Origin of the sequence: Anaerostipes sp. (genome assembly GCF_018381315.1) — a bacterium.
Lineage (GTDB): Bacteria > Bacillota > Clostridia > Lachnospirales > Lachnospiraceae > Anaerostipes.
In genome coordinates this window covers 85,752-102,046 of the sequence record NZ_JAGZSD010000009.1, presented here as the reverse complement: position 1 = coordinate 102,046, position 16,295 = coordinate 85,752, and the positions used below count along the sequence as shown (strand labels likewise).

Annotated in this window: 15 protein-coding genes, 1 riboswitch and 1 other annotated feature; of the genes, 13 read left to right on the top strand and 2 right to left on the bottom strand. The window is 44.9% G+C overall.

Annotated features, from left to right (window positions below):
* Positions 1-26 precede the first annotated feature (26 nt).
* Positions 27-275: a binding site (T-box leader), on the bottom strand.
* 33 nt (positions 276-308) lie between these two features.
* Positions 309-605 (bottom strand): helix-turn-helix domain-containing protein, encoded by a 297-nt coding sequence (locus KH180_RS09125; RefSeq protein ID WP_290759497.1) that lies wholly within the window; start codon positions 603-605, stop codon positions 309-311.
* Positions 606-786: 181 nt separating this feature from the next.
* Between KH180_RS09125 and KH180_RS09120 the strand changes: the two genes are divergently transcribed.
* Together KH180_RS09120 and KH180_RS09115 are read left to right on the top strand one after the other, a co-directional pair.
* Complete coding sequence (locus KH180_RS09120; protein ID WP_290759496.1) at positions 787-1,017, top strand: XRE family transcriptional regulator; 231 nt, start codon at positions 787-789, stop codon at positions 1,015-1,017.
* A 50-nt stretch (positions 1,018-1,067) separates the two neighbouring features.
* Positions 1,068-1,439 (top strand): hypothetical protein, encoded by a 372-nt coding sequence (locus KH180_RS09115; protein ID WP_290759494.1) that lies wholly within the window; start codon positions 1,068-1,070, stop codon positions 1,437-1,439.
* 116 nt (positions 1,440-1,555) lie between these two features.
* On the opposite strand, the gene KH180_RS09110 is transcribed toward KH180_RS09115, so the two are convergent.
* Positions 1,556-1,987, bottom strand: a complete 432-nt coding sequence (locus KH180_RS09110; RefSeq protein ID WP_137328182.1) for a hypothetical protein — start codon at positions 1,985-1,987, stop codon at positions 1,556-1,558.
* Between the two features lie 274 nt (positions 1,988-2,261).
* Here KH180_RS09110 and KH180_RS09105 point away from each other — a divergent pair, with 274 nt between their 5' ends.
* The 11 genes from KH180_RS09105 to KH180_RS09055 all read left to right on the top strand — a co-directional run bounded on the left by KH180_RS09105 (position 2,262) and on the right by KH180_RS09055 (position 16,202).
* Positions 2,262-5,615 (top strand): PD-(D/E)XK nuclease family protein, encoded by a 3,354-nt coding sequence (locus KH180_RS09105; protein WP_290759491.1) that lies wholly within the window; start codon positions 2,262-2,264, stop codon positions 5,613-5,615.
* A complete protein-coding gene (gene addA, locus KH180_RS09100) occupies positions 5,602-9,162 on the top strand; it encodes a helicase-exonuclease AddAB subunit AddA (RefSeq protein WP_290759488.1) in 3,561 nt (1,186 codons plus the stop codon). Before KH180_RS09105 ends, addA begins: the two co-directional genes overlap by 14 nt.
* A 120-nt stretch (positions 9,163-9,282) precedes the next feature.
* Positions 9,283-9,453 carry a hypothetical protein gene (locus tag KH180_RS09095; protein WP_290759485.1) on the top strand — a complete coding sequence of 57 codons (171 nt, stop codon included), beginning with the start codon at positions 9,283-9,285 and terminating at the stop codon, positions 9,451-9,453.
* A gap of 68 nt (positions 9,454-9,521) precedes the next feature.
* Positions 9,522-9,728 carry a small, acid-soluble spore protein, alpha/beta type gene (locus tag KH180_RS09090; RefSeq protein WP_290759482.1) on the top strand — a complete coding sequence of 69 codons (207 nt, stop codon included), beginning with the start codon at positions 9,522-9,524 and terminating at the stop codon, positions 9,726-9,728.
* Positions 9,729-9,781: 53 nt separating this feature from the next.
* Positions 9,782-9,880, top strand: a riboswitch (purine riboswitch).
* Between the two features lie 114 nt (positions 9,881-9,994).
* Positions 9,995-11,269, top strand: a complete 1,275-nt coding sequence (locus tag KH180_RS09085) for an amidohydrolase family protein (protein WP_290759479.1) — start codon at positions 9,995-9,997, stop codon at positions 11,267-11,269.
* Positions 11,270-12,086: 817 nt separating this feature from the next.
* On the top strand, positions 12,087-12,281 hold the full coding sequence (gene thiS, locus KH180_RS09080; protein WP_330624499.1) for a sulfur carrier protein ThiS: 195 nt from the start codon (positions 12,087-12,089) through the stop codon (positions 12,279-12,281).
* A 1-nt stretch (position 12,282) separates the two neighbouring features.
* Complete coding sequence (gene thiF / locus KH180_RS09075; RefSeq protein WP_290759476.1) at positions 12,283-12,915, top strand: thiamine biosynthesis protein ThiF; 633 nt, start codon at positions 12,283-12,285, stop codon at positions 12,913-12,915.
* Positions 12,916-12,918: 3 nt separating this feature from the next.
* Positions 12,919-13,686 carry a thiazole synthase gene (locus KH180_RS09070; protein ID WP_290759472.1) on the top strand — a complete coding sequence of 256 codons (768 nt, stop codon included), beginning with the start codon at positions 12,919-12,921 and terminating at the stop codon, positions 13,684-13,686.
* A gap of 4 nt (positions 13,687-13,690) precedes the next feature.
* Positions 13,691-14,788, top strand: a complete 1,098-nt coding sequence (gene thiH, locus KH180_RS09065; RefSeq protein ID WP_290759470.1) for a 2-iminoacetate synthase ThiH — start codon at positions 13,691-13,693, stop codon at positions 14,786-14,788.
* 13 nt (positions 14,789-14,801) lie between these two features.
* Positions 14,802-15,380, top strand: coding sequence for a thiamine phosphate synthase (locus tag KH180_RS09060; RefSeq protein ID WP_290759468.1), 579 nt, complete (start codon positions 14,802-14,804; stop codon positions 15,378-15,380).
* 48 nt (positions 15,381-15,428) lie between these two features.
* Positions 15,429-16,202 carry an HAD hydrolase family protein gene (locus KH180_RS09055; protein WP_290759466.1) on the top strand — a complete coding sequence of 258 codons (774 nt, stop codon included), beginning with the start codon at positions 15,429-15,431 and terminating at the stop codon, positions 16,200-16,202.
* Positions 16,203-16,295 lie beyond the last annotated feature (93 nt).

Here is a 16,295-nt window from a genome sequence, read left to right as displayed (position 1 = left end):
AAAACCTTCATCTCTGTCCATTTCTGGATAGAGACGAAGGGTTATATACACTCCGTGGTACCACTCTAATTCACGCAGAAGCCGCGTGCACTTACTACCGATACGAGTTAAAAAACTGATATCTTCCCAATATAACGGTCGGAACCGGCGTTGCCTACTAACTGTTCAGCAAGCTGCTCAGAGGCGAGTTCACATATACCGGGCAGCTGCTTTTCACCAGCCAGCAGCTCTCTGAATGCCTTCTATATCCTACTATTCCTCATCAAAGCATTTAAATTATTAATAATGATAATCTACCACACTTCATTCTATGTGTCAATGGCGGAATTATTCATATAGGTATCTATTTCATCTTTGTCTTCCAGAGACAGCCCGCGGTAGTAGCGAAGCAGTTTTTCTTCTCTGGCGGAAATGTTGCCGACCAGATAATCAATAGAAACATCCAGATAGTCACAAAGAATGACCAGGTTTTCTAATGTCGGCTGTTTCTTGCCTTTTCTCCAGTATCCGATCAGGCTGTCTGAGAGGCCAGTATCTTTATAAATCCGATAATTGGAAATATCATGGCTTTCCAGATATTCATTTAAATTTTCTGCAAATTTCATGTATTTTCCCTCTCTGCATGTAACAAATTTACTCGTCTATTGTAGCATAGATAAAATTTAGTGTAAACGAAGTTGTAACGAAAATACTGTGGAAGATAGTACCATTTTCTTGACTATCTCTAGATATAGAGATATAATTTATGTAAGTTTCTTACAGTCAGATAAGGGAAAGGAGAGACGAATGATAAAGTCGTATAGAGATTTTGAAAAATGGGTAAAGATTGAGATGATCCGTCAGGAACTGACACAGAGACAGCTGGCAGAGAGAATGGGAATTGCCTATCCGAGGATTTCAGAAGCTCTGCATGGGAGGAAGACGGGACGTTCCTATGTGGTTCCGTTGATTGAGGAGCTTGGGGGAAATGTGGAAGATTTCAGAGAATTTCTCACAGAAAACCAAATAGGGCGTTGAGTTTTTCGCTGGTTGTATTATAATCAACTTAAAAAAGACGGGGGAACGGCATGGGATTTTTAGACAGATTTAAGGTTCATACAACCAGTGAATACGAAGAGGGAAAAGAGAGGGTGTACCGGCTTCATCAGGAGGCGGGGAATCTTTCATACGTGGAGGGGATCTACAAAGAGAACGGCTGTTTTCAGATGTCTGTATCCTTTGTGAAGGGCGTGCATAAAGAAGGTGAGGAAGCAGAGATTTATGACTGCAGCGGCCTTCCGGCAGCAGCTGTCCGCATAAAAGAGGTCCGGATTGGTTCCGGAGAAGACCGTTCAAAGACATCGGAGGCAGGAGAAGAGGGCATCATTGTTTTTGATCTTGTCAGGGGAGAGGACAGCTGGCAGGAGAGAGGGCAGTATCTTATGACATATTCCGCATGATTTCCGTTGACTCTTAGAATGCCTTTGTCCAATCATGCAGAACATAAAAACAGCCAAACCGCTTTTTTCGGGATGGCTGTTTTTGCGTGAAGATAAGGATTTTCTGAAATAAGTCCTTACTTTTGAGCCTGTTTCAGGGCATTTTTGATGGACTGCTTTAAAATGGTGTTGGTGTACTGGCTTTCATCGTCAAACTGAATGTCATCAACCGACTTTACCTTGGGAAGCTGTTTGTTGATTTCGCCAAGGGCCGGTTCAATCAGGGGATACATGGTTTTGACACTTTTATTTAAATGCTTTAAAGCGACATTATTAACTTTGTTGTCCTTGACAGTGACCTCCACTTCCAGCTCATTTTCTCCCAGTGTAAGAGGAGAGGAATATACCCCTTCTATGTACTCCATAGTCTCCGTGCTCTTTTTATGTTCCTTAGACGGTGCAAACATAAAAATCAAAAGCAGGATTAGCAAGATTCCAAGCAAGACAAAGATGCCGGTATAGATTAGTTCTTTCGCCTTAAATACGACGATTTTCGTTTTTGCTGACATAGGGTCCTCCTAAAAAGATTCTATTATAATATATGGCCCGGACAGGCAGAATAGAACTATTTATATGTAATAAATAAAAAAATTATGATTGATGCTGCTGCTCATTTATTAAAATATGGCACTGGACCGTTTTTTATTACACAGGGAGTCCGGCAGATATAAAATTGATCTGTAAAAAGAAATCATATGTTGATCTTATCCGGGAAACTCACTATAATGAAAAATAAAAATAGAGAAAAGACGTTCGATAAAATGACAAGACAGGAGGAAGCCGATGGCACTGCAGTGTGTCCTGGGCGCAGGTCGCACAGGAAAAACAAGTTACATTTACGAACAGATGATAAAAGAGTCCATGGAAAACAGGAATGACAATTTCTTTTTTCTGGTTCCGGACCAGTCTACACTGAATGCACAGAGAGAACTGGTCACAAGACATCCCAGCCATGGGACCATGAATATTGATGTGGTGGGATTTTACCGTCTTTCGTACCGGGTGTTTGAGGAATTGTCATACATTCCAAAAGAGCTTCTGGCAGATGAAGGGAAGTCTATGGTCATAAGAAAGGTCATGGGTGAGTGCAGGAATGATCTTCTCGTATTCTGTTCCAGCATGGAGAAGCAGGGATTTATAGATGAGATGAAATCCTTTTTTGCAGAAACCTATCAGTATGACGTTTCTATAGAAAAGCTAAAGCAGGCATTGGAGAATTTTGAGGATCATGACAGCCTGACTTTTAAAATGAAGGATATCGTCCTGGTTCTTGCAAAGTTTGAGGAGTACATGAAAGACCGGTACCTGGTGTCAGAACAGCTTCTGGATGTGCTGGCCCAAAAGATCGCCGAGTCACAGAAGCTTAAAAATTCTGTCATCTATATTGACGGATTTACCGGATTTACGCCGATACAGAACAAGGTATTAAAGAAGCTTCTGCCTCATGCAAAAAAGGTGGTGGCGGCATTTACCATTGACGAGGAGCGGTCGCGCGGACCGTACAGGGAATATGAATTATTTGCACTGCCTAAGAAGGAAATTTATCATCTGAAGCAGATGGCGAAGGAGCAGGGAGTAAGGATACTGCCTGATGTTTTGCTGCACCCGGAGAATATGGGATCCGGTGAACTGCGCCATCTGGAACAGAATCTGTTCCGGTATCCGTTTCATGTGTACAGAAAAGAGGCAGAGGATATCAAGATCTGCCGGCTGAAGAATCCCAAGGAGGAAAGCCGGTTTATATTAGGATGTATTGAACAGCTGGTGCGGGAAGAGGGCTATCGGTATAAGGACATTGTTGTACTGACAGGAGATATGGAGACATATCAGCCGGAGCTGGAAAAATGCTTTGCGGATTCCGGCATTCCCTGTTTTATAGACGGAAACAGGGCCCTTCGGAACAACCCTTGTGTGGAGACGATACTGTCAGCCCTGAAAATGATTCAGATGGATTACTCTTACGATATGGTTTTCAGGTATTTAAAATCCGGATTTTCTGTTTTGGCTCCGGAAGAGACAGATCTGCTGGAGAATTTTGTGGTGGCCGCAGGTATCAGAGGTTATGCGGGATGGAACAGGCCTTTTAAGAGCAGGGCATTTACCAGGGAAGAAATGAAGCAGATAAACCAGTCCAGAGAGGCCTTTATGAAAGAGACTGGGCCTCTGAAAGAAGGAATCAAAAAACGCGGAGCTACAGTTCTGGAAAGGCTTACATGTCTGCATGATTTTTTTCTCACACTTGATATTCAGGGACAGATGGAACGCAGAAAAGAGGAATTTGAGCGTGGAGGGTTTCTGGCTCTGGCCAAAACCTATGATCAGATTTATGGAGAGGTTTTAAACATCATGGACCAGATGGCAGATATTCTCGGTGAGGAAAAGCTGTCCTTTGATGAATTCTGCGCAGTTTTGGAAACAGGGCTTTCTGAGATGACCGTAGGGGTTATTCCGCCGGGGCTGGATCAGGTGATTATAGGCGATATAGAGCGGACCAGAGTGGAGGGCGTGAAGGTCTTATTTTTTGCAGGTGTGAACGAGGGAGTGGTGCCGAAACCATCCTCCGGCGGAGGCCTTGTGACGGATTCCCAGAGAGAAAAGCTGTCAAAAGCCGGTATCTCTTTGGCTCCCGGAGCAGCAAACCAGGCCTACATGGAGCAGTATTATTTATATCTCGCTATATCTAAGCCGGAAGACAGGCTCTATCTCACTTATGCCTCTATGGACCCGTCAGGCGAGAGCAAAGCGCCTTCCTATATCTTGGGGAGAATCGGAAAGATTTTTCCGGGAATTTTAAGGGAACAGGACAAGACAGAGGAAACAGTTTATTCAGTCAGTGAGGCTAAAGAACGGTTTATAGAGATGCTGCAGAATCTCGATGAAGAAGAACCGGGACGGGAAATGGCAGCTCTTTATGAGGTATTAAAAGAAATGAATCAGGCTGCCCGGTATTTGGACGCCTATTTCTACAACAATGAGGAAGAGAATCTGGACAGGCATCTGACGGCGCTTCTATACGGAAAAGAATTGGAAAACAGTGTAACACGCGTGGAAAAGTTTTCAGGCTGTGCCTTTGCCCATTTTTTACAGTATGGGCTTAAACTCAGAGAACGTCTGGTCCACGAGATTCTTCCGATGGACATGGGACAGGTATTTCACCGGACACTTCAGTTTGTGGGGGAGAAAGGAAGCTGGGACTGGAAAACCGACGGAGAGAGGGACCGTTTTGTAGATTCTCTGGTAGAGCGTGCCCTGGATGAAGATCCGGATAAGAAAGAGATTTTTGAGAGCAGCAGCCGGAATAAATATACAAAAGAACGAATCAAAAGAATGGCCAGGCGGGCAGTCTGGGCGGTAGAGCAGCAGATCAAAAGGGGTGAGTTTACCCCATATGAATATGAACTGGGCTTTTCTGCAGATGACGGTCTTTCATGTGCGAATCTTTCCTTAAAGGACGGCACAAAGATGAAGTTTACCGGTGTGATTGACCGGGTGGACTGTTATGAGGACGAGGAAAATCTTTATCTGAAGATCATTGATTATAAGTCCGGGAATATGCAGTTTGATTTTACTAAAATACTGAATGGCCTTCAGGTACAGCTGGTTGTGTATATGAATGCGATCCTGGAGCTGGAAGGGAAAAAGCATCCGGGAAAGCGTATGATTCCGGCCGGAATGTTTTATTTTCATGTGGATGACCCTGTGATTGCGCCAAAGAATGACGGAGAGCCTGAGATGGAGGTTCTAAAAAATCTCCAGCTCAGAGGCGTGGTAAATGAGGAATTTGGTCTTGTGGAACATCTGGAGCAGGAGGATGAGTACGGGATTGTCACCCTCCCGGTGACAAGGACAAAAGCAGGTTACAAAAAGGGCTCAGCGCTGCTGAATACCAATGAATTCAAAAACCTGGGGCAGAAGGTGGAAGAAAAGATGAAGCAGCTGGGAGAAGCCATGATGGACGGGGATATTTCTATAAAGCCTTACGAATACCAGACAATGCCCTGTGATTACTGTGCGTTTAAAAGTGTATGTGCATATGAGCCTAAGCTTACAAAACCAAGAAAGCTTGCAAAGATCGGACTTGCGGAGGCAAAGGAGTTATTAGGGGAAGGAAAGGAGGCAGACGATGCCTTGGACTAAAGAACAGCAGCAGGTCATAGAGGAAAGAGGCTGCAGTCTTTTGGTATCTGCCGCGGCAGGTTCGGGAAAGACGGCGGTTCTGGTGGAGAGGATCATTGAAAAGATTTCTGCCAAAAACGATCCGGTAGATGTGGACCGGCTGCTGGTGGTGACTTATACTCATGCGGCGGCCAATGAAATGAAAGAAAGAATCCGAAAAGCTATTGAGAAGAAGGTGGAGGAGGAGCCGGAAAATGAACATCTCATACGCCAGCTGTCACTGATCCACAAGGCCCAGATCACAACGATTCACAGCTTTTGCCTGAATCTGATCAGGGATTATTATTATAAACTTGACCTGGATCCTAATTTTGCCATTGGGGACCAGGGACAGATGGAGCTTATGAAGCTGGAAGTCATGGATGATGTCTTAGAAGAAGCTTACGGGGAGCAGAGCGATGCTTTTGTAGAGTTTATTGAAAGCTACATTCCGGGCAAAAACGACGACCGTCTCAAGGACTATGTTCTTGGCCTCTATGAGAGTTCCAGAAGCCATATTGATCCTCTTGGATGGCTGTCTGAGGCCAGAGAAGGCTTTCAGATCCGCACAAAGGAGGAACTTGCACAGGCGGTCTGGATGAAAGAGATATTAAAAGATGCAAAGGCAGTGGCAGAATCCGCCTGTGGAGTCATAAAAGCGGCAAAAGAGGCCGCATCAGCCCCGCAGGGCCCCTATTTCTATCTGCCGACTCTCTCTGCAGATTTAGAAGCTATGGAGCAGTTTCAGGAGGCGGAAACTTATGAAGACTTTGGAAAAGTGTTCCTGGATTTTTCAAAACCCCGGCTGAATGGAAGAAAGAAAAAAACCGATGTTATTGATTCTGATCTTCAGGAATACTGCAAAGATTTAAGAAAAAAGGCTTATGGGCTGATTGACTCTGTCAGAAGCAGTTATTTTTATAAACCGGAGAGTGAGATCATCCGCCAGATCCGTATGGTACGCCGGCCTATGGAAGGTTTTATCAGTCTTACGGAGCGGTTTTACCATCGATTCATGGAACGGAAAAAGCTGGACAATCTGCTGGATTTCAGTGATTTGGAGCATTTGGCCCTGGAGCTTTTGACAGATGGTTTTGATGAGAACGGAATTCCGTCTGTCAGTGAGATTGCCAGAGAGAAAGCAGAATATTACCATGAGATTTATATTGATGAGTACCAGGACAGCAACTTTCTTCAGGATGCGATTCTTACCAGTGTTTCTATGCGGAGTCTTGGCGGTAATAACGTCTTTATGGTAGGGGATGTAAAACAGAGTATTTACAGCTTCCGTCTCGCACGGCCGGAGCTGTTCATTGAAAAATATCACGGATATCAGGCGGACGGAAAGGATGCAAAACTCATTGAGCTGAGAAACAATTTCAGAAGCCGCGGAGAAGTTCTTTACACCGTAAACGACATCTTCTATCAGATTATGCACGCTTCCCTTGGAAATATCGAATATACAAAAGATGTGGCACTGGTTCCGAGTTTTCCTTATAAAGAAGCAGAAGGAGCCGGCGGAAATGCTGAGCTGCTCTTAGTAAGCAGGGACTGGGCGGATGCCTCTGAGGATGACAAGGATGTGCTGGAAGCAAGGATGATTGCAGACCGGATCAAAAAACTGGTGGACGGGCCGTCACCCCAGATGGTGCTGGACCAGGATGAAAATGGAAGTGAAATGTACAGGAAGGCAGAATACAGAGATATTGTGATTCTGCTTCGTTCAGTCAAAGGAAATGCAGAAAAGATTCAGGAAGTACTTATGGATGCCGGGATTCCGGCTGTTTCAAGCAGTCAGAGCGGATACTTTGACACCGTGGAAGTCCGCGTTGTCCTGAGCCTTCTCACAGTAGTGGACAATCTGTATGCGGACATAGAAATGGCGGCATTTCTCCGTTCCCCTATGGTGGGAATGACGGGAGAAGATCTGGCCAGATTAAAGCTTGGGGGAAATAAAAAGCATTTGTATGACTGCCTGACAGAAATTCAGGAGGAAAATGAAAAAGCCTGCAAAGCTCTGTCGGTGCTTGGCAGGCTCAGAGAAGCCAAAACCTATCTGTCCCTCCATGAACTGCTTTGGATGGCGTTTGATCTGACCGGCTATTATCATTACGCCGGTGCCATGCCTCAGGGAGCCAAGCGCCAGGGCAACCTGCTGATGCTGGTGGAACAGGCCAAATCCTATGAAGCCAGCCGTTATAAAGGGGTATTTCATTTTATACGCTACATGGAACAGTGCAAAGAATATAACATGGATTTTGGTGAGGCCAATCCTCTGGGCGGAAATGAGAATCTGGTCACGATTACCAGTATTCATAAAAGCAAGGGTCTGGAATATCCCATTGTATTTCTTTCCAAAACCCATAAAAAGTTTAATTTGAGGGACACCAGCGGAAGCATTTTATTCCATCCTGATTATTATATAGGCCCGGATCTTGTAAATATTAAGCAGAGAACGAAACAGCCCACAATCATGAAAGGAATGATATCCAGACAGCTTGTAAAGGATTCGCTTGGGGAAGAACTCAGGGTATTGTATGTGGCCCTTACCAGAGCAAAAGAGAAGCTGATCATGACAGGAGTCCAGGGAAATAACCATCAGATCAGGAAGGGAAATACTATTTCCTATGTGGATCTTCTCAGTGCGCGGTCCTATCTGGAATGGCTTCTTATGGCAGCCGGAAATATGGACAGCAGTCCGTTTGAAGTCCGTTTCTTTTCAGAGGAAGATATGGCATTGAACAGGGTAGAAGAAATCTTTACATCCTGCAGGGACAAAGGGATGCTGACCGATGAGCTGGAAGCCATGTCAGGGACAGAGGAGGCGCAGGCTATGAAACGTGCCTTTGCTTATCAATATCCATATAAAAGGGAAAGGGACGGGAGGCTGAAATATTCTGTGTCAGAGATTAAAAGAATGTCCCAGGCGGCAGAACCGGAAGAAGCATATCAGCCGGAAACAAAAACTGAACCTGTCTATCCGAAATTTTTAAAACAGGAAGCGGGGGTCTCTCCGGCTTCCCGGGGAACGGCAGTACATAAGGTTATGGAACTTTTGGACTTTTCTTCTGAGTATACGCCTGAGCTTCTCAAGAAACATGTCCGTCAGTGGGCTGCGGAAGGAAAAATTGAGGAAGGCATGGAACCCTTGATCCCGCAAGATGACATTATGGCATTTTTGAATTCGGACCTGGGCCATAGAATCAGGAAAGCGGCAGAAAGAGAGGAAGAATATAAGGAAGCACAGTTTGTCATGGGTGTAAAGTTCCGTGAGATGGAGCCGGAAGCAAAAAGTAACGATTATGTTGTAGTGCAGGGGATCATAGATTTGTATTTTAAAGAAGGGGATGAGCTTGTTCTGGTGGATTACAAGACAGACCGTGTGAAGCCGGGGGAAGAAGAAATTCTTGTTTCCAGGTACAGGGCACAGCTTCAATACTACAAAAAGGCACTGGAGCAGATGGAGCAAAAAAAAGTCAAAGAATGTTATATTTATTCAGTTCCTCTGAGGAAGGCCATCAGTTTATAATTATTTAACATAATATCAGCTATTTTTAAGAAACTGGGCATAGGGAAGTCACAATTGTCTGTTATCATTAAAACATGGAAAGCAAAGAAGGAACAGACATGAAGAAAAGGAGTGATGACCATGTCAGAGAAGGCAACGCTTTCGGTAGAAGAATTGATGAAGAAGAGTTTAACATTTGCCCTGGCCGCAACGTTGCTGGCAGGCACATCAAACATCTCAGCAGTAAAAGATAAAATTAAAGTAAGTGAGAATGAATCAGGACATATTGTGATAGAACAGATGAATGATTAGGCCTTTCTTTGGTTATCCTATATGTAACCGGCACAGAAGCCGGGCGGATAAGAAGAAAGGAGTACATGATGTCTAAGGAAAAAGATTTTATTGAAAAATCATACGAAGAGATGACAGAAGATGAGCGTTTAAAATATGAAATCGCAGTGGAGATCGGACTGGCTGATAAGGTCAGGGAGGAAGGCTGGAAAGCACTTTCTGCCAGTGAGACCGGAAGGATCGGCGGGCTGATGACCAAGAGAAAGAGACAAAAGGCACAGGAAGCAGAAGATTAGGGCGGTTATACAAACGATTGACAGCAGAAATGTACTTTGGTATGATAACCGTGTAATTAAAGGCACCTAAGACTTATATATTCCCGGGATAATGGCCCGGGAGTTTCTACCAGGCTTCCGAAAGCCGGACTATGAGTTATTCCCTTGTTTAATAAGGGAATAACTTTTTTATTTCATAGGAAAGTTCTCCAAACCTCCCTATGAAATAAAAAAGCACGAGGTGTGTGCCTGCCCAATTTGTTCTTTTATGTATTGGAGTAATCATTATGAAGAATTTTGCCTTAAAAGGAGATATTATTTTTACCCCTTCACCTGAAAAGTTTGAGACTTACAGAGACAGTTATTTAGTCTGTGAGGACGGAAGGGTAAGCGGGATATGGAAGGAACTTCCGGAAAAGTTTTCAGGCATCAGAGTTGAAGATTACAGCGGGAAGCTTATTTTTCCGGGACTCTGTGATCTGCATATCCATGCACCCCAGTACTCATTCAGAGGAATGGGAATGGATATGGAACTGCTTTCCTGGCTTGAAACCTATACATTTCCGGAAGAGTCCAAGTACAAGGATATAGAATACGCCAAAAAAGCGTATGAAATATTTACAGAAGATCTGAGACAGAGCGCCACAGCAAGAGTCAATGTCTTTGGCACAATCCACAGGGATGCCACAGTCCTGCTCATGGATATGCTTGAAGAGGCAGGCATCAGAGGCTTTGCCGGAAAAGTCAATATGGACCGGAACTGCCCGGATTTCTACAGGGAAAAGGATGCTCAAACATCGGTAAAAGATACAAGAGAGTGGTATGAATCAGTGAAAGGCAGAACCGGGATCCGTCCTATTCTTACACCGAGATTTCTGCCTGCCTGTTCTGACAGCCTCATGGAGCAGCTGAAAGATTTTCAGAAAGAAACTGGTATTTATCTGCAGTCCCATCTATCGGAGAACCCGGGAGAGGTGGAATGGGTAAAGGACCTGGCACCCACGTCAGAATTCTATGGGGATGCCTATGACCGCTTTGAGCTGTTCGGAAATCATGGGAAAACAGTTATGGCCCACTGCGTATATTCAGGGGCAGAGGAGAGAGCACTGATGAAGAAGCGAGGGGTCTATGCGGCACACTGTCCGCAGTCAAATCTGAATCTGTCTTCGGGAATTGCTCCGGTCCGGGTGATGATGGAAGAAGGACTGCATGTAGGGCTTGGGACAGATATTGCAGGAGGGGCTTCTCTCTCCATACTGCGTGCGATGACTGATGCTGTTCAGGTTTCCAAAATGTACTGGCGGTATCTGGATCAGGATAAAAAGCCGCTGTCAGCATCGGAGGCTTTTTACCTGGGGACGAAAGGAGGCGGAAGCTTCTTTGGAAAAGCAGGAAGCTTTGAGCCGGACTGTGAATTTGACGCTGTGATCCTTGATGATGTGACGATTAGGACTGCTCTTGATCCTGATATAGAACAGAGGATGGAAAGAGCCATGTACCTCAGCCAAAATGAGCATATTATGGCCAAGTATATCGGCGGGCAGAAAGTTTTCTGCCGCTGACCCGAAAGGATAAAAGAAAAAGCCATACCCTAAGAAATAATGGATAACTTCTTAAGGATGGCCTGAGATCATGAACATCTGTTTTGCCCACATGGATGGAGGAGATTCCACTTTGTTTCATTTAGATTTACTAAAGGTTATTTTGAACTAAGGAATTTGCATTTCTTTATAGCAACGATCTTTAATCATTGGGGGACAATCATTATCGAATTCATTTTACTATGTGTGTACTGGAATCAAATGAAAAAGCGCTTTGCAGGGTTGCTGCCCAACCATGAATATCCGGTGTAACAAAAGCAAATGTTATGATGTATTCTTTTTATCACACAAAGCTTGTTTCGGGGAGAAAAAAGCGCAAGAAGCAATGAAATCAACGCAAACGGCAAAATTCCTGCTTGAATTTTCAGGCAAACAGGATTATAATAATTTTTCGTAAGGCAGATCATAATTCTGCATGACAAATTTCATAAACAAGTAAAACTGGAGAACCGATGTTATCGGCTGAGAAGAAGGTATAACCTGAAGATTCATGGAACCTGTTAGTTAGCACTAGCGTAGGGAGTTTTCAATCGATAGAACACAGAGATGGAGCTTACGCTTCATCTTTTTTTATTTCATGGGAAAGTGCGTCCCATGAAATAAAAGCACTCCGTGCAGGATGCGCACAAATGCGCAAGGAATCTATTTGCCTGTGGCAAATCGCATTTGGCGCGCAAAGTGAACAAGCCCCTCAAAAAGTGAAGGGTTCGGGGAGATGAGGTGGGCGTGCCCACTTTGTTCGATTGTTGGCTCTTGGAAAAGAGAAAGGAGAATTATTATGCGTGTCAATGGAAAAGAAATGCCCCTTGGGCATAAGAAGAGCCTGGAAGAATTTCTTCTGGGGGAAGGGTATCAGTTAAAGCATATTGCAGTGGAAAGGAACGGGGAGATTGCCCCGAAGTCTGAGTATGGACAAATCCTGCTCACGGAGGCAGACACTCTGGAGATTGTCAGTTTCGTAGGAGGAGGCTGAGATGCTGACGAGAGAACAGTTTGAACTTGAACTGGTCAGACGCCAGACACCGGAGGTGCGGAACAGGCTTCGGGAGGGATGTGTGGCTGTGGCAGGACTTGGGGGCCTGGGTTCAAATATTGCACTGATGCTTGCAAGGACAGGGATTAAAAAACTGTTTCTTGCAGATTTTGACACAGTGGACCCGTCCAATTTAAACCGGCAGGCCTATACGGTTTCCCAGATGGGAATGAAAAAAACGGATGCTTTACAGGAACTGATCAGACAGGTGAATCCGTGGATAGAGCTGGAAACCTTTGATGGAAGAGTGACAGAAGAAAATGTAGGTACGCTGTTTAAACCCTATATGATTATATGTGAGGCGTTTGATACGCCGGAATCAAAAGCAGTGCTTGTAAGCGGAGTACTTTCAAAGCTGCCGGAAGCTTTTGTGATCTCAGGAAACGGAATGGCCGGTTCCTACAGTTCCAACCTGATCCGGACAGACAAAAAAATGGAACGCCTTTATGTATGCGGGGACGGAATCCATGGGATATCAGAAACAGAATCTCTGACTGCAGCAAGAGTCAGCATATGTGCCGGACATGAGGCAAATATGGCAATTCGATTAATTTTAGGAGAAAAAGAGGTATAAAAAATGAAGGATACATTAAAAATCGGGACAAAAGAATTTACATCAAGGTTTCTGCTCGGAACCGGAAAGTTCAGCCTTGAAAAGACTGGACAGGTAATTCGTGAGGCAGATGCACAGATCGTTACAATGGCTCTGCGGAGAGTGAAGGAGGCTGGCTCCAGCAACATTTTAGAGTACATACCGGATACAGTGACTTTGCTGCCGAATACTTCCGGTGCCAGGAATGCCGGCGAAGCAGTCAGAATTGCAAGGCTGGCAAAAGAAGTGGGCTGCGGGGATTTTATAAAGATTGAGGTGATCAGGGATACAAAATATCTCATGCCGGATAATGCGGAGACAGTTAAGGCCACAGAAATCCTTTCCCGGGAAGGGTTTACAGTCCTTCCTTATATCAGCCCGGACCTCAATACAGCAAGGGATCTTGCAGATGCAGGAGCAGCAGCGGTGATGCCTCTGGCGGCACCGATTGGGAGCAACAAAGGTCTTCTGACCAAAGACTTTATACAGATGCTGATCGAGGATACCGATCTTCCTGTGATTGTGGATGCAGGGATCGGAAAACCGTCTGAGGCCTGTGCAGCAATGGAAATGGGGGCAGATGCCGTATTGGCAAACACGGCAGTGGCGACAGCACAGGATGTGACAGCTATGGCAGGGGCATTTAAGATGGCAGTAGATGCCGGAAGAAAAGCCTATCTGGCAGGACTGGGGCGTGTGCTGGATCAGGGAGGAGATGCGTCTTCCCCTTTGACAGGATTTTTGGAGGACTAGAGTTATGGAAATATTAGAAGAAGTATTAAGAGAATATGAGGAATACGACTATAACAGGTATACAAGGCAGGATGCGGAAGCGGCACTGACAAGAGAAACCATTGGTACAGAAGACTATAAAGCCCTGCTGTCTCCGGCAGCTATGGATTTGCTGGAGCCTATGGCAAAAAGGGCTAAGAAAGAAACTCTGAAGCATTTCGGCAACAGTGTCAGCCTGTTTACACCTCTTTATATTGCCAATTACTGTGTGAATCACTGTGTCTACTGCGGATTTAACTGTACAAACAAGATTCACAGGGCAAAGCTTACCATGGAAGAGATCGAAAAGGAATACCAGGCGATTGCAAAGACTGGTCTGAAAGAAATTCTGATTCTCACGGGAGAATCAAAGAAAGCCTCCAGTGTGGAATATATCGGGGAAGCAGTTGAACTGGCCAAAAAGTACTTTTCTACCATTGGCATTGAGGTTTATCCGATGGATGTGGATGAATATGAATACATTCATAAAAAAGGTGCGGATTTTGTCAGTGTTTACCAGGAAACCTATAATACAAAAACTTACGACGAGGTGCATGTAAGCGGACCGAAAAAAGTCTTCCCGTACCGTCTGAATGCACAGGAGAGAGCCCTGCAGGGCGGAATGAGAGGTGTGGGCTGCGGAGCATTGCTGGGTCTTGATGATTTCAGAAAGGATGCATTTGCTTCAGGAATCCATGCATATCTTCTGCAGAGAAAGTATCCACGGGCGGAGGTATCCTTTTCTGTCCCGAGGCTCAGACCGTATAAAAACAATGAGACAAACGATGCTAAAGATGTCCATGAAAAACAGCTTCTGCAGGTAATGCTGGCCCATCGTCTGTTTATGCCGTTTGCGGGCATCACAATCTCTACAAGGGAGCGGGCAGGCTTCAGAGATCATGTGGTAGGCATGGCAGCGACCAAGATTTCGGCGGGCGTCAGCACAGGAGTCGGCGGCCATGAGGAAGAGGAAAAAGGCGATGCACAGTTTATGATTTCTGATCCGAGAAGTGTGGATGAGGTTGCTGCTATGCTTGCACAGAGAGGAATGCAGGGAATCTACACGGACTATGTCAGAGTCTAGAAACGGAGGGCATATGAACAGGCAATGGATCGCTGTGACCAGCAGGAAACTCTGCGGACAGGATTTTTTGGAGGTTATCCGTACTCTGGCCGGACAGGGTTTAAAAACAATCATACTGAGGGAGAAGGATCTTAAGGGGAGAGAATATGAACAGCTGGCCGAAGAGTGCATGGAAATCTGCCGCAGGGAAGGAGCTTCCCTTACCCTGCACAATGACATAGAAGCCGCCAGAAGACTTCAGGCAAAACGCATTCATCTGCCTTTTCCTGTGTTTCAGGAAAACCAGGGAAAATTAGATGGGTTTTCTCATGTGAGCACCTCTGTCCATGCGGTAGAGGAAGCTGTGGAGGCAGAAAAAATGGGAGCGGATTTTGTGATCGCCGGGCATATTTTTCAAACTGACTGTAAAAAAGGAGTTCCGCCCAGAGGCCTTTCATTTTTAAGAGAAACAGCCGAAGCGGTATCTGTCCCTGTCTATGGGATCGGAGGCATTACGCCTCATAACATAGAAGAGGTTCTGGCAGCCGGAGCAGCCGGAGGGTGTATGATGTCAGGCTTTATGAAGTCGCCTAAAATGATTGACAAGCTATAAGTGCTGGGGCATACTTGAAGGAGAAATATATCAAGATGGAGGGTACTTATGAAAAAGAAATACTGTTTTTTTGACATTGACGGAACATTGACAGACCGTTCTACAAATCAGGTAGTGCCGAGTGCGCTGGAGGCCCTGAGGAAGCTGGAAGAGAACGGACATTTTGTAGCTATTGCCACGGGAAGAGCTCACTATAAGGCAGAGCTGTTCATTCAGGCAAATGGATTTAAAAACATGGTATGCAACGGAGGAAATGGATTTGTCATTGAGAACAAATTTGTAGAAAATATTCCTCTCGACAAAGAAGGGTGCATTAAGATCATCGAAGAGACAGAAAAGCTTGGATATGGATGGTGCATTGCCATTGATGATACAAAGGACGTATATATGACCAATGATCTGTTCCTGCGGCAGGTGGGAAAAAGAAAAGAGCCTACCCGCTATATCATCGACGATACTATGGATTTTCATGAGGTTGAGGATTTCTATAAGATTTATGTGGCCATTCCGAAAGAGGAAGAAGAGACACTCACCACAAAGAACCTGATCGGACATCTCCGGTTTGAGCCTGAATATCTGATGTTCCAGCCGGACAATAAAAGAGAAGGCATTGTCAAGATGATGCAGCATTTAAACGGACCGCTGGAGGATGTTGTGGTGTTCGGCGATGATTATAATGACCTGGATATGTTCAGTCCCCAGTGGCTCTCCATTGCCATGGGAAATGGATGCCAGGAATTAAAAGACAAAGCAGATTATGTGACGGATACCAATGTCAATGACGGTATTAAAAAGGCCTGTGAGCATTTTGGATGGATATAAAAAGGACAAGAAGCCTTCTTGACACCGTTCCTTAAATCATTATAGAATAGTAAGACCAGAATTTTCTGGTCTTCTTTCATTTTATAGGAGATT